This window comes from Pseudomonas sp. LBUM1652, from assembly GCF_059716105.1.
In genome coordinates this window covers 1492590-1504677 of the sequence record NZ_CP166804.1, presented here as the reverse complement: position 1 = coordinate 1504677, position 12088 = coordinate 1492590, and the positions used below count along the sequence as shown (strand labels likewise).

Here is a 12088-nt window from a genome sequence, read left to right as displayed (position 1 = left end):
TGAGCCTGCAAGGATGCCATTTAGCCGGTGATCCGGCGATGACACCTTGCACACTCCGCTGTCACGGGCCGATCATACGGTGTACCGGGCCAAGCAATCCGGCCGTAACCGCACCTGCGTGGAAATGCCTCACTCGACTTATGCCTGAATCCGACGTTAAACCCGACCTCTGCCCGGCCTGCGGCGCCCGCAACGACTGCACACTGGCCGACCCGCGCAGTGCCAACCGCGCCTGCTGGTGCTACGGCGAGAGCATCGACCCGGCGGTGCTCGAGGCCTTGCCGCCAGCACTGCGCGACAAATCCTGCCTGTGCCCGCGTTGCGCGCAGGTTGAGGCGCAACTGCAAGCGGCCAAACCGGCGATCCCGTAAGATGCGCGCCCCTTCATTCCTCGAATTCTGAACATGCGCGTCGACCGTTTCCTCAGCAACCTGCCCCGCTACAACCGTCAGCAGGTTCGCCTGTTGCTGGTGGAAAAGCGCGTGCGCGTTGACGGAAAAGTCGTCAGCGACCCGCACAGCGAAGTGCTGGAATTCAGCCGCGTCGAAGTCGATGACGACGTGCTGCAACTCGGCAAACCAGCGCGCTACTTCATGCTGCACAAACCGCCGGGCTGCGTCAGCGCCACTCGTGACCCGCAACACCCAACCGTGCTTGACCTGATGGATGAGCCGGACAAGGACGACTTGCACATCGCCGGACGCCTGGATTTCAACACCACCGGATTGATGCTGATCACCAACGACGGCACCTGGTCGCGGCGTCTGACCCAGCCGCAAACCAAACTGCCGAAGGTCTATTACGTCGAAACCGAGCAGGACATCACCGCTGAATATGCGCTCAAGTTTGCCGAAGGGATCTACTTCGCTTTCGAGGATCTGACCACGCAACCTGCGCAACTGGAGCTGCTCGGCCCGAGGTCGGCGCGACTTAGCATCGTTGAGGGTCGTTACCACCAGGTGAAGCGCATGTTTGGTTACTTCAACAACAAAGTCCTGCGCCTGCACCGCGAATCCATGGGCCCGTTGCTGCTCGATAACGCGCTAAAACCGGGCGAGTACCGTGCTTTGCGCACCGAAGAGATTCATTTGTTCTAAGCAGGCGACCGCTCAGCAGAAGTTGTCGAACAATCTACCGACGGCACTTGCGCGATCCCCCCGCCCCTGCTTGAATCAGGACGTCGGCCAGATTGTGACCGATGAGTCACAACATACATCCAAGAAACTTTTTGCCGGTAGAGAACCCTCAGGTTCCGCCTTCCCCCGGCAAACTGCCCGCCAATAACAATACCCGTCGACCGTTGTCATGGATCGACATGGGCCAGCAAATTCCAGGCGTATGCCTACCTGTCACAAAGCTCGTGCAATCTCTATTTGCGCGCATACCCGCTTGCTTGCCAGGAGTCTTATGACATGAGGCCAGAAATCGCTGTGCTGGATATACAGGGTCAGTATCGGGTTTACACGGAGTTCTATCGCGCAGACGCCGCAGAAAAGACCATCATCCTGGTCAACGGCTCGATGGCCACGACTGCGTCGTTTGCACAAACCGTGAAAAATCTGCACCCGCAATTCAACGTGGTCTGCTACGACCAGCCCTACGCGGGCCGGTCAAAAGCCCACAACCGCCACGAGAAACATCTGACGAAGGACGTCGAAGGCCAGATTCTGCTGGAGCTGATCGACCACTTCGCCGCCGAGCACGTGCTGTCGTTCTCATGGGGCGGCGCTGCAACCCTGGTTGCCCTTTCGCACCAGCCACGGCGCATCGAAAAAGCCGTGATCAGCTCGTTCTCACCGGTGATCAACGCGCACATGCTCGATTACCTGGAGCGCGGCGTCGATTACCTCGGCCAACGCGACGGCGACCGGGTCGGCGAACTGGTCAACAGCACCATCGGCAAACACCTGCCGTCGCTGTTCAAACGCTTCAACTACCGCCACGTCAGCAGCCTGGCCGAGCACGAATACGGGCAGATGCACTTCCACATCAGCGACGTACTGCACAGCGATCGTCAGTGCTACCTGAACGCGGCGCAAAAGATCAACGTGCCAGTGCTGTTTCTCAACGGCGAATGGGACGAATACACCGCCGCCGACGATGCGCGCCTGTTCGGCAACCACGTGGCGCAAAGCACCTTCACCACCCTGCAAGCAACCGGGCACTTTCTCGACATGGAGCACAAGGCTGCGTGCCGCGATAGCCAGAACGCCCTGCTCGGCTTTCTGAAACCGGCGCCGCAGGCTAGCCGAACGCGTTACTCGTTTGTTCAGGATCACCATGCACTGGCCATTTGAAAAAGCGTCGTCGCGAGCAAGTCTGCCGGTATGAGATGTGTGCATCTGTGCACGCGTCGGGCTTGCCCGCGATTGACCGTTTTCAACGTTGCAACGCCATGCGAGCAAAAGAAAACTTCAAATCCGTGGCCGAGTCTGGTACAAAGTCAGCCGCTCTGAGCGGGTGTCGTATAATGGCATTACTCCAGCTTCCCAAGCTGATAACGAGGGTTCGATTCCCTTCACCCGCTCCAATCGAATTTTGTCTCACGTTGTTTTTGACGGGGGATGCAGAAACAGAAAAAACCGGCCTTGATGGCCGGTTTTTTTGTGGCTGGGATTTGGGGTTGGTCATTTGGGCAGCGCAGAACGATTCAGAAACACACCGTTGGTTGCAGATACGCCATCCCCCTTTACCCTTTGATCTCTCTAACGACAAGAAGCGCTGCGTGCTCAAGGGGATGATCCAGATGCTCTATCCAATCGCAATCTCTGCCAGTGACGGTGAATGTGCCTGGGGTGTTGAGGTGCCGGATCTGCCGGGATGTTTTTCTGCAGGAGAGGATCAAGAGAATGCCATTGAGATGGCAAAAGCGGCCATAGAGACCCACATCGAGATTCTGGCCGAAAGCGGTGCAGCCATTCCGGTCGCTGGGAAACTCGGAACTCACTTTTCCAATCCGAAATATGCAGGCTGCGTATGGGCGTTGGTGGATGCGGATGTCAGTCGGTGCCTCGGAAGTCCGCAGAAAGTGAGTATTACGCTGCCGGGCTACTTGCTGGAGCGGATTGATCTTCACGTTCACCATCATCCGGAGGAGAAGGACCGTTCGGCGTTTTTGACTTCGGCGGCGTTGCGGATGTTGGCGCCTTGAATCGTGAGTGTTCGTAGGCGTAACTACAAAAAACCGGCCTTTAGAGCCGGTTTTTTGGGTCTGCTACAAATCGACGATTTTGTGATTACCCCGCCGGCACAACCTTATCCAGGGCCTGATTCACTGCCAATTCACCCAACATCACGACCTGCGCAATACCCAGTGCGGTCTTGCGGTGTGAGGTGTCGAGTTGCGCGGCGAAGTTGTTGAGCAGGGTGGTGGCCGAGCCGAGGGTTTCGCTGGCGTTGGCCAGCAGGGACTCGGTGTCGTACTTCGGGTTGGCGAGGAACATCGGTTCGGGTTCGTTGGTTGAGCCCATGATTTGGGCGGCGGGGCTGAGGTAGTGGTCGAGGGCGCGTTCAGCGGCTTCGTGGAATTTCTTCGAACCGGGCGATTCGTAGGGGGATGCCGGATCGGTGTCTGGCGGGTTTGGCGTAATTTTGAACATTGGATTGGTCCTATCGTAGGGCCACAACCCGTCTCGCTACTAAACGGAAGGGTGGCAGCTGTGCGCAAGTTAGTAGACCGGACACCAATCCAAATCCGGCGCGCCCTAGAGCACCATGCGCACAGCCACCATCAAGCACAGGCTTTAGCCCGACTGAATGACACTTGTGCAACCGTTATGAATCAGTATTCCGGGCTACTAAACCCGTTCACTGGAAATCAGTGACGCGAACCAAGTTACCGACCGCCCCCAAGGCGCACAAGCCGGCGGATTCTGGCGTAGCGGTAGGCAACGGCGCAAGGATTTGTAGGCTTCAGGACGTAACATCGAACGCCTTTAAACGCAGCCAGCAGAAAGCGTTTACACACCCTGAAAAAACGGCGAATCGTCCGACATTACAGATCAACAACACTCCCCCGGTTCTCACTTTCCAACCGACCCGCTAGCATCTCCCCATCAACCACCACCCTCCCCCTGCGCGGCCATCGACGAATACGCGTCATCACTTTCGAGGGAATCCCAATCGCGGCCGCTGTGCCGCTGACGAACGAACTCAAAAGAGCACTCCCCCATGACTCAAAACATCTACGACGATCCCGAATTTTTCCAGGGCTACAGCCAGATGAACCGCTCCATCGGCGGCCTCGATGCCGCGCCGGAATGGCCCGCGCTCAAAGCCTTGTTGCCCTCCATGCACGGCTTGAACGTGGTGGATCTGGGTTGCGGCTACGGCTGGTTCAGTCGCTGGGCCAGTGAACACAGCGCCGCGAGCGTCCTGGCCCTGGACGTTTCAGAGAAGATGCTGGCACGCGCCCGTGAAACCACCTCGGCGGCGAACATCCGCTATGAACGCGCCGACCTGGAACAACTCGACTTGCCCGCCTGCAGTTTCGACCTGGCCTATAGCTCTCTGGCGCTGCACTACATCAAGGATCTGCCGGGGCTGTTTGCGCACCTTTATGCGGCGCTGAAACCGGGGTCACACTTTGTGTTTTCCATCGAACATCCGATCTTCATGGCGCCGCGCAATCCCGGTTGGCTGGTCGACAGCGAAGGCCGCAAACGCTGGCCGCTGGACAGTTATCAGAGGGAGGGCGAGCGGGTGACCAATTGGCTGGCCGACGGTGTGATCAAGCAGCACCGTACTGTCGGCACGTTACTGAATTCACTGATTGGCGCTGGATTTACCATTCGCCACGTCAACGAATGGGGGCCGAGCGATGCGGAAGTGGCGGCGCAACCGGCGCTGGCTGAAGAGCGTGAGCGGCCGATGATGATGTTGGTGGCGGTGCAGCGCTAGGAACGATCAATCACAACTGTGGCGAGGGGATTTATCCCCGATGGGGTGCGCAGCGCCCCCCAAAAAAAGGCCTGCTGCGCAGTCCATCGGGGATAAATCCCCTCGCCACAGATTCAGTACGCCTGAGGATTACCCTCAGCGCGTCGCGACGATAAACAATCGCGGAAACGGCAACAGCACCGAACCATCGGCCAACGCGGGATAAGCTCGCGCAACTTCCGCCAGATACTGCTCCAGATACTGCGCCCGCTCGCTTTCAGTCAGCGGACTCAAAAACGGAATCAACCCACTGCCCTTGAACCACTCCACCACCCCCGCCGCCCCGCCGGGCAACTGGTGGTGATAGGTGGTGCGCCACACATCGACCCGCGCGCAGCACGGTCGCAGCATCGAGAAGTATTCGCTGGCACTGGCCATCTCGGTACGCTGCCCCGCCGCACCGGCGAGTTTGCCGGCCCACGGGCCGTTCGCGGCGACTTCGCGCATCAGCCGGTGGGATGGCTCGTTGAGGTTGTCCGGCATCTGGATCGCCAGACTGCCCCCCGCCGACAACTTGCCCGCCAGCGCCGGCAGCAAAGACGCGTGATCCGGCACCCACTGCAACACCGCATTGGCAAAGATCACATCGAACGGCCCTTCATCGGCCCATTGATCAATCTCGGCGACATCAAACTGCAACTGCGGCAGGCGCTTGCGCGCGGCGTCGATCATGTCGGGCGAACTGTCCAACCCACTGACTTTTGCCCCTGCAAAACGCTGCACCAGCAACTCCGTCGAGTTACCAGGGCCGCAACCGATATCGACCACTGACCGCGCGTCAGCCGTGGGAATCGCCGCGAGCAGATCGCGGGCCGGGCGGGTGCGTTCATCTTCGAAAGCGACGTATTGTTTGGCGGACCAACTCATTGCGTTCTCCTGTCGGGGGCGAAAAGCGAGTGCCGCCACGATACAGCTAACGGACAAACCTGGCCTCCCTACCAACGTCGAGCAACGTTCGCGGAGTTGTCATTAGAATTTTCACACCTCAGCAGAGGTCTGTATTTCATGCGCTTACCAATAAGGAATACAGCCATGAAATTCGCCAAGATCTCGCAGAAACTCGCTCTCTGGGCCGGTAGCCCCTCGACCTTCATGGGGGCGTTGATCCTGATTGCGATATGGGGGATGAGCGGGCCGGTTTTTCAGTTCAACGACACCTGGCAACTGGTCATCAATACCTCAACGACGATCATCACGTTCCTGATGGTGTTCCTGATCCAGAACACGCAGAACCGTGACACCGACATCCTGCATTTGAAGATTGATGAATTGCTGCGGGTAACCAAAGAGGCACAGAACGCCATGCTGGGCCTGGAAGCGCTGGATCTGAAGCAGCTGGAAGCGTTGCGCAAGCACTACCGGACGATGGGTGAGGGAGAGGTTTTCAATCTTGAGGGGTTGGGTGAGAAGAGCAAGCCGAAGCAGGATTTGAACGAGTGTTGAACAACAAAAACGGCGCCAAGGCGCCGTTTTTATTTGAAGTTTGAGATTAACGGCTGGCTTGCAGCGCCCGGGCCATTTGCAGATGGTTTTGCAGCTTGGGCAAGGTCTCATCGGCGAAGGCTTTAATCTCCGGCACGTCAGTGGTCTGCGCTTGCTGCTGGATCTGCTGAATGGCTTCTTCCGTGGCTTTCACCTGACTGGCCGCGTAGGCCTGATCAAACGTCGCGCCATCCTTCACTTCAGGAATCATTTCCTTGGCCTTGTCGGCCATTTCGTCACGCGGCGCGACGGGCAGGTCGAGCTTCTTGGCGATTTTCGCCAGGTGCTGATTGGCCGTGGTGCGGTCGTTGATGACGACGATGGTGTAGTCCTTGACCTCTTTGGATTCGGACTTCTGGTGCGCCAAGCGGCTGGCTTCGATGTCGGCCATGCCTTTGGCTGAAGCATCATTGATGAATTCGGCAGGCGACTGGGCAAAGGCGCTGCTGGCGAATAACCCTAAAATGGTGACAAAACTTAAACGACATACGTGGGTGGCCATCCGGCTCATGGTCGCGCCCTCCTTCTTGCTGAATTCAAGCGGGAGCTTGCGCCCCCGCCTCTCAATCAAAACTACCTTCACCGACTACTTCGATTTCTGAGCAGGCTTGCGGCCCGTTTCTGTTTTCGCAGGCTCTTTATCGACCGTCGTTGTGGTGGTTTTCCCACCTTTGCGACCGGCTTCAGACGCCTTCGTTCGATCGTTGGCGAAGTTTCCCGAGTTCGAGTTTCTTGAATTAGGCATGATTCTCTACCTCTTGGTATTGATCGCGGCGAGCAGGTGCCCGCCTAGATTGAGAATTTTCTGCCAGGCAAAGGTTTAGAAAAATTGCCGCCTGCGCGACGAACGGTGAACCCCGAGTCGCGAAAATCAAGCCTTGTTCGGCAGCAATCCTGGCAGCGCATGCATCAGCGCATTGATGGCGAAACCAATGAACATCACGCCACACAACCGCGTGATGAGCAGTTCGTGCCGCTGATAGATCGTGCGTACCCGCTGCGCGCCGACCACGCCGATGAGAATCGCGTAGGCAATTAATCCGCCGAGGAAACTCAGGGCGATCAGCGCCGGCAGCATCGACCAGTTGAGCAGTTCGGCGCGGCTCGACAACAGCGCGGTAAAGGTCGCCACTGCCACTGGATAGGCCTTGGGGTTGGTCAGGCCGAACAGGATGCCGTGCCAGAACGGATTGCGCGCTGCGCCCTGCGGTTCATCATCGCTGCGACGCTGCGCACGCACGGCACGCCAGCCGAGCCAGAACAGGTACAGGCCGCTGAGCACGCCGAGCACGTCGAACGCCGTGCTGCCGATTTCCCGTGCGCCAACAATCGCGATCAACGCGGTGCTGCACCAGACCACATCGCCGAGCAGATGCCCGCAGAGAAACCCCGCACCGGCCCGTCGCCCATGCGCTGCGCCAATGCCGAACACCGCCAGCACGCCCGGCCCGGGAGTGATGCCGTAAATGAAACCCGAGGCCAGCACGGCCATTAGCAACGATGGAGTCATGGAAAACCTGCAAGCGCCAGAATACGTGGCGGCCAGTCTATATCAGCCGATTGAGCGAGTTCACGGCTCGTCGTAAAAACGCATGCCGGCATACGGCTTCAGCCGACACGCCGCCAGTCGCGACGCGAGATCGCCGACGTGGGCTTCGAGCTTGTGGCCGTCGGGGTCGAGAAAGTAGAACGACGCACCTTCGCTGCGGTTGTCCCGCCATTCCCGCACGCTGGCCGCTTTTAGCTGTTCGACGAACAGCGGGAAATCCGCCGCACCGAGGCTAAAGGCGTAATGGGTGTAGTCCGCGCACGGCTCGGCCGTGCGCTGCGAATCGAACGACAGGCACAACCACAGACCCGGCAACGACAGATAGGCGCCAGCGTCCCACGTGGCTTCGACGCGCAGACCCAACACATCGCGATAGAACCCGAGGCTGCGGTTGAGATCGCTGACGGCGAGGGTCAGGTGGTTGAGGCCGGTGAGCATCGGATCAGTAGCCTCGCAGGTCTTCGGGGACGGTGTATTGCTGGCCGTCGTAGGTCAGGGTGATTTGGGTCTTTTTCAGCACGGTATCTTTCGAAACGCACTGTTTTCCCGACTGGGTGTTTTTCATCTTGCTGCCGCTGGTGGTGATGATCAAATCGGCGAAACCGTTGTGACTCGTGGTGCCGATGTCGACTGTCCGGCGAATTTTCTTCATGTAGCCTTCGCAGTCATTCATGAACTCACCGTTGTTCTTGTAGATCACCAACCCTTCCAGCACCGGGCGCAGCTTATCGCCTTCGCGAACATACAGCGCCAGATCGGTTTTCTCGTAGGGAATGGCGTGGGAACTGTGGGTGAACTTCGAACGCAGGCCAAAAGCCCGCACGTCCGACGCCAGTCGGTAGCGGCCCGTGTCGACGCGAAGATCGTCAAACCGCACGGCATCGGAGTTGTAGGCGCCCGGTTTACGGTAACTGGCGATGGGGTTGGCGTTGCTGGCATTGACGAGCGCCAGATCCAGATCGAACACCCCGGCCTCGTCGTCGCCGGGGTCGGCCAGGTACGTGGATTTGACCGCAATCGCCTGCGCCGGGAAGGCTGGCCAGACGATGCAGCGTGACAGTGATTGGCCGTCGAAGGTCTTGGTGGTGCAGGCGGCCTGGGCTTGGGCAGCGATGGCCAGAAAACCGAGGGCGATAAGGAGTCTGGTTGGGCTGAGCATGGTTCTTCCTTGATATAAGTCGTGTTTGGCAGATCAGTCAGAGACCTTTGAAACCGGGTGGCAAAACGTAAGTTTTTCCGTCGTAGTGCAAGGTTGTCAAAACCGGTTGGTAGACGTTGGATTTATCATCACAAGCGTCCGCATCCCCCACACTTGTCGTGTCTGTTTGCTGGGTTTTAACGATCAAGTCTGCGTAACCGTGGGAGCTTGTTTTAGCAATTTCGACGGTTCTTGAAATCTCGAAACGCTCGCCAGCGCAGTTGTCATCCCACTCGCTGCCATACTCATAAACCAACAACTGACGCAGGACCGGACGCAACTTTTCGCCCTCCATCACGTAGAGCGTCAGTTGGCTTTCATCTCTGGGATTGAGGCGCGAACCATTAGTGAGTCGTGCGCGTACTCCAAAGGCTCGAAGGTCGGGGGTGAGTTTGTAGCGCGCAGTGTCGAGTGTCATTTCTTGCAAGTGGACGCCATCCATTACGAAGGCAGCGGCCTGCTGATAAGCGGCAACCGGATTCGGTTGACCATCCTTCAGAACAGACAAGTCCAGATCATGAGCACCGAGCGCGTCAGCGGTGCCACGCACAAACCGCGTCTTGGCGCTGAGGGTCAGCCCTGGGTAAGCCGGCCAGTCCTTGCAGACAGACACATCCTCCGCAGTTACCGTCGCCGGCGTGCACTCGGCAAACACCTGCCCCGCCATCAACCCTGCGCACAGCGCCACACACCCGATCAATCCAGGCTTCACTGTCACGTCCCGCTCCTTGATGACTTTTCAGCCGCGCACTATCCCCTTCTCAACAAACTGTTTCAACCGAGCAAATGCTAAATGGCCATCACTCTCAGCGGTTCAGATAGACAAATGGAGCTAGCCGTTGCTACGCACGACACTGTAGTGTTGTGTAATACAAACCACTACATCGAGTTCGCCATGTCCGTCATGTCTCTACGTATCCCCGATGAAATTGCAGACACCCTCGCCAACCTCGCCAAAGCCACTGGCCGTAGCAAGTCTTACCTGGCAGTGGATGCATTGCGCGAATACCTGACGCGCGAGGCTTGGCAGATAGAAGAAATTCAACAAGCGCTGAAGGAAGCCGACGCCGGTGATTTCGCTTCTGCTGATGAAGTCAGGGCCATCGCCGAAAAATGGGATGCCAATGCGCGTTGAGTGGCTGAAAACTGCATTAAAGAATCTCGATGACGAAGCTTCCTACATTGCGATTGAAAATCCGAAGGCTGCCTCAGAGTTTGTTCAGGCCATTCTTGCCAGCGTTGATCACCTCGTCCGGTTTCCTGCCTCTGGACGAAAGGGGCGCTTAGCCGGAACACGAGAATGGGCTCTTCCTGATCGCCCCTATTTGATTCCGTACAGGGTGCGTCAGGGCTGTTTACAGGTTTTGCGTGTCTTCCATACCCGTCGACTCCCACCCAGCAAGTGGTAGAACGCGTTCATGCGCCGCTGATCAATGTCCCGCAGGCCCTGCCGACGACACCGTCAGAATCAGGTCCGTGCCGCTGGTGAAGGTGGTGTTGATTGAGTGGGGTGTTTGGGAGAAATGTGGCGGTTGTCGGGTGATGTGAGAACTCGGGGGATTTGTAGTGCCTGGAAGCCAGTTTTCGCGGGCAAGCCCGCTCCCACAGGGAGCGGCATTGGACACAGCATTTGTATGTCACCGCGGACACTGTGGGAGCGGGCTTGCCCGCGAAAGGGCCGGCCCGGTCATCGAAATCTTTCCCGCAAACGCTGCTCTCAAAACGCGTTGCGGAAAATCTCTTCGATCTGCCGCTGATCCGCCACACGCGGGTTGGTCAGACCGCAGGCGTCTTTGAGGGCATTGGCGGCGAGCATCGGGATATCGGTGAGTTTGGCGCCGAGCTCACGCAAACCGCCGGGAATCTCGACATCTTTGGCCAGGCTACGGATCGCATTGATCGCCGCTTGGGCGCCCTCTTCCGGACTGAAACCATGAACATCTGCGCCCATCGCGTGGGCCACATCGGTCAGGCGATCGGCACACACCAACGCATTGAACGTCTGCACATGTGGCAGCAATACGGCGTTGCACACTCCGTGCGGCAAGTCGTAGAACCCGCCCAACTGATGCGCCATCGCGTGCACGTAGCCAAGGGACGCATTGTTGAACGCCATGCCGGCAAGGAACTGCGCGTAGGCCATGTTCTCCCGCGCCGCGAGGTCGCTGCCGTCGCGCACAGCCAGGCGAAGGTTGTTGCTGATCAGGGTCATGGCCTTCAGCGCACAGGCGTCGGTGATCGGGTTGGCGGCAGTCGACACATACGCTTCGATGGCGTGGGTCAGTGCGTCCATGCCGGTGGCGGCGGTCAGGCTTTTCGGCATGGCGACCATCAGTGCCGGGTCGTTGACCGACAACAGCGGTGTGACGTTACGGTCGACGATGGCCATTTTTACGTGGCGCGATTCATCGGTGATGATGCAGAACCGGGTCATCTCGCTGGCGGTGCCGGCGGTGGTGTTGATCGCGATCAGCGGCAGTTGCGGCTTGGTTGATTGATCGACGCCTTCGTAATCGCGAATCTGCCCGCCGTTGGTCGCGCACAGCGCAATACCCTTGGCGCAGTCGTGGGGCGAACCGCCGCCCAGCGACACCACGAAATCACAGCGACTTTCCTTGAGCAGCCCCAGGCCGGACTCGACGTTGGCGATGCTCGGGTTCGGTTTGGCGCCATCGAAGATCACCGAGTCGATGTCCTGCATGGCCAGTTTCTCGGCGACCATGGCCGCCACGCCGGCCTTGGCCAGCCCCGCGTCGGTGACGATCAGTGCCTTGCGAAAGCCGTAGTTGCGGATCGCGACCATGGCTTCGTCGAGGCAACCGCTGCCCATGATGTTGACCGCCGGAATGAAAAAGGTGCTGCTCATCGTGTCTCTCCTGACTGGGGCCAAATCGACAGCTGCGATCCGACGGGTACACACA

General features: G+C 58.5%; 17 protein-coding genes and 1 tRNA gene. 9 read left to right on the top strand and 9 right to left on the bottom strand.

What is annotated here, in order from left to right; all coding sequences use genetic code 11:
* Positions 1-140 precede the first annotated feature (140 nt).
* From ACA069_RS06780 to ACA069_RS06760, 5 genes are all read left to right on the top strand, one after another.
* Complete coding sequence (locus ACA069_RS06780; protein ID WP_497616804.1) at positions 141-371, top strand: cysteine-rich CWC family protein; 231 nt, start codon at positions 141-143, stop codon at positions 369-371.
* A 33-nt stretch (positions 372-404) separates the two neighbouring features.
* Positions 405-1097 carry a pseudouridine synthase gene (locus ACA069_RS06775; RefSeq protein ID WP_497616802.1) on the top strand — a complete coding sequence of 231 codons (693 nt, stop codon included), beginning with the start codon at positions 405-407 and terminating at the stop codon, positions 1095-1097.
* A gap of 315 nt (positions 1098-1412) precedes the next feature.
* Positions 1413-2297: an alpha/beta fold hydrolase gene (locus tag ACA069_RS06770; protein ID WP_187680138.1), complete on the top strand. Its 885-nt coding sequence runs from the start codon at positions 1413-1415 to the stop codon at positions 2295-2297.
* Positions 2298-2456: 159 nt separating this feature from the next.
* A tRNA-Gly gene (locus tag ACA069_RS06765) sits at positions 2457-2530 on the top strand.
* A gap of 216 nt (positions 2531-2746) precedes the next feature.
* Positions 2747-3151, top strand: coding sequence for a type II toxin-antitoxin system HicB family antitoxin (locus ACA069_RS06760; protein ID WP_497618200.1), 405 nt, complete (start codon positions 2747-2749; stop codon positions 3149-3151).
* 85 nt (positions 3152-3236) lie between these two features.
* Here the strand turns inward: ACA069_RS06760 and ACA069_RS06755 are convergent, their stop codons facing one another.
* Positions 3237-3599 (bottom strand): DUF6124 family protein, encoded by a 363-nt coding sequence (locus ACA069_RS06755; RefSeq protein ID WP_497616801.1) that lies wholly within the window; start codon positions 3597-3599, stop codon positions 3237-3239.
* 571 nt (positions 3600-4170) lie between these two features.
* Here ACA069_RS06755 and ACA069_RS06750 point away from each other — a divergent pair.
* The gene (locus ACA069_RS06750) at positions 4171-4899 is read left to right on the top strand and encodes a class I SAM-dependent methyltransferase (protein ID WP_497616799.1); all 729 of its coding nucleotides are present in this window, start codon (positions 4171-4173) and stop codon (positions 4897-4899) included.
* A gap of 135 nt (positions 4900-5034) precedes the next feature.
* Here ACA069_RS06750 and tam read toward each other — a convergent pair whose 3' ends face one another.
* Positions 5035-5805: a trans-aconitate 2-methyltransferase gene (tam, locus tag ACA069_RS06745; RefSeq protein WP_497616798.1), complete on the bottom strand. Its 771-nt coding sequence runs from the start codon at positions 5803-5805 to the stop codon at positions 5035-5037.
* Positions 5806-5970: 165 nt separating this feature from the next.
* Here tam and ACA069_RS06740 point away from each other — a divergent pair, with 165 nt between their 5' ends.
* Positions 5971-6381, top strand: coding sequence for a low affinity iron permease family protein (locus ACA069_RS06740; protein WP_187680130.1), 411 nt, complete (start codon positions 5971-5973; stop codon positions 6379-6381).
* A gap of 46 nt (positions 6382-6427) precedes the next feature.
* Here ACA069_RS06740 and ACA069_RS06735 read toward each other — a convergent pair whose 3' ends face one another.
* The 6 genes from ACA069_RS06735 to ACA069_RS06710 form a co-directional block, all read right to left on the bottom strand.
* Positions 6428-6931 (bottom strand): DUF4142 domain-containing protein, encoded by a 504-nt coding sequence (locus tag ACA069_RS06735; protein ID WP_497616797.1) that lies wholly within the window; start codon positions 6929-6931, stop codon positions 6428-6430.
* 75 nt (positions 6932-7006) lie between these two features.
* On the bottom strand, positions 7007-7165 hold the full coding sequence (locus ACA069_RS06730) for a KGG domain-containing protein (protein ID WP_080762009.1): 159 nt from the start codon (positions 7163-7165) through the stop codon (positions 7007-7009).
* A 126-nt stretch (positions 7166-7291) separates the two neighbouring features.
* The gene (locus tag ACA069_RS06725; protein ID WP_497616795.1) at positions 7292-7930 is read right to left on the bottom strand and encodes a LysE family translocator; all 639 of its coding nucleotides are present in this window, start codon (positions 7928-7930) and stop codon (positions 7292-7294) included.
* Positions 7931-7990: 60 nt separating this feature from the next.
* The gene (gene fos, locus ACA069_RS06720; RefSeq protein ID WP_497616794.1) at positions 7991-8407 is read right to left on the bottom strand and encodes a fosfomycin resistance glutathione transferase; all 417 of its coding nucleotides are present in this window, start codon (positions 8405-8407) and stop codon (positions 7991-7993) included.
* A 4-nt stretch (positions 8408-8411) separates the two neighbouring features.
* Entirely contained in the window at positions 8412-9128 is a 717-nt protein-coding gene (locus tag ACA069_RS06715) for a PA3715 family protein (RefSeq protein WP_497616793.1), read from the bottom strand.
* 37 nt (positions 9129-9165) lie between these two features.
* Positions 9166-9885 carry a PA3715 family protein gene (locus ACA069_RS06710; protein ID WP_497616792.1) on the bottom strand — a complete coding sequence of 240 codons (720 nt, stop codon included), beginning with the start codon at positions 9883-9885 and terminating at the stop codon, positions 9166-9168.
* A 177-nt stretch (positions 9886-10062) separates the two neighbouring features.
* Between ACA069_RS06710 and relB the strand changes: the two genes are divergently transcribed.
* Both relB and ACA069_RS06700 read left to right on the top strand, forming a co-directional pair.
* Positions 10063-10302, top strand: a complete 240-nt coding sequence (relB, locus tag ACA069_RS06705; RefSeq protein ID WP_401266189.1) for a type II toxin-antitoxin system RelB family antitoxin — start codon at positions 10063-10065, stop codon at positions 10300-10302.
* Positions 10292-10576 (top strand): type II toxin-antitoxin system RelE/ParE family toxin, encoded by a 285-nt coding sequence (locus ACA069_RS06700; RefSeq protein WP_497616791.1) that lies wholly within the window; start codon positions 10292-10294, stop codon positions 10574-10576. Before relB ends, ACA069_RS06700 begins: the two co-directional genes overlap by 11 nt.
* A gap of 308 nt (positions 10577-10884) precedes the next feature.
* Here the strand turns inward: ACA069_RS06700 and yiaY are convergent, their stop codons facing one another.
* A complete protein-coding gene (gene yiaY / locus ACA069_RS06695) occupies positions 10885-12033 on the bottom strand; it encodes an L-threonine dehydrogenase (protein WP_489878392.1) in 1149 nt (382 codons plus the stop codon).
* Positions 12034-12088 lie beyond the last annotated feature (55 nt).

Coding starts and splice junctions, on each gene's coding strand:
- ACA069_RS06780 (WP_497616804.1), top strand. CDS start 141: ATGCCTGAATCCGACGTTAAACCCGACCTCTGCCCGGCCTGCGGCGCC.
- ACA069_RS06775 (WP_497616802.1), top strand. CDS start 405: ATGCGCGTCGACCGTTTCCTCAGCAACCTGCCCCGCTACAACCGTCAG.
- ACA069_RS06770 (WP_187680138.1), top strand. CDS start 1,413: ATGAGGCCAGAAATCGCTGTGCTGGATATACAGGGTCAGTATCGGGTT.
- ACA069_RS06760 (WP_497618200.1), top strand. CDS start 2,747: ATGCTCTATCCAATCGCAATCTCTGCCAGTGACGGTGAATGTGCCTGG.
- ACA069_RS06755 (WP_497616801.1), bottom strand. CDS start 3,599: ATGTTCAAAATTACGCCAAACCCGCCAGACACCGATCCGGCATCCCCC.
- ACA069_RS06750 (WP_497616799.1), top strand. CDS start 4,171: ATGACTCAAAACATCTACGACGATCCCGAATTTTTCCAGGGCTACAGC.
- tam (WP_497616798.1), bottom strand. CDS start 5,805: ATGAGTTGGTCCGCCAAACAATACGTCGCTTTCGAAGATGAACGCACC.
- ACA069_RS06740 (WP_187680130.1), top strand. CDS start 5,971: ATGAAATTCGCCAAGATCTCGCAGAAACTCGCTCTCTGGGCCGGTAGC.
- ACA069_RS06735 (WP_497616797.1), bottom strand. CDS start 6,931: ATGAGCCGGATGGCCACCCACGTATGTCGTTTAAGTTTTGTCACCATT.
- ACA069_RS06730 (WP_080762009.1), bottom strand. CDS start 7,165: ATGCCTAATTCAAGAAACTCGAACTCGGGAAACTTCGCCAACGATCGA.
- ACA069_RS06725 (WP_497616795.1), bottom strand. CDS start 7,930: ATGACTCCATCGTTGCTAATGGCCGTGCTGGCCTCGGGTTTCATTTAC.
- fos (WP_497616794.1), bottom strand. CDS start 8,407: ATGCTCACCGGCCTCAACCACCTGACCCTCGCCGTCAGCGATCTCAAC.
- ACA069_RS06715 (WP_497616793.1), bottom strand. CDS start 9,128: ATGCTCAGCCCAACCAGACTCCTTATCGCCCTCGGTTTTCTGGCCATC.
- relB (WP_401266189.1), top strand. CDS start 10,063: ATGTCCGTCATGTCTCTACGTATCCCCGATGAAATTGCAGACACCCTC.
- ACA069_RS06700 (WP_497616791.1), top strand. CDS start 10,292: ATGCGCGTTGAGTGGCTGAAAACTGCATTAAAGAATCTCGATGACGAA.
- yiaY (WP_489878392.1), bottom strand. CDS start 12,033: ATGAGCAGCACCTTTTTCATTCCGGCGGTCAACATCATGGGCAGCGGT.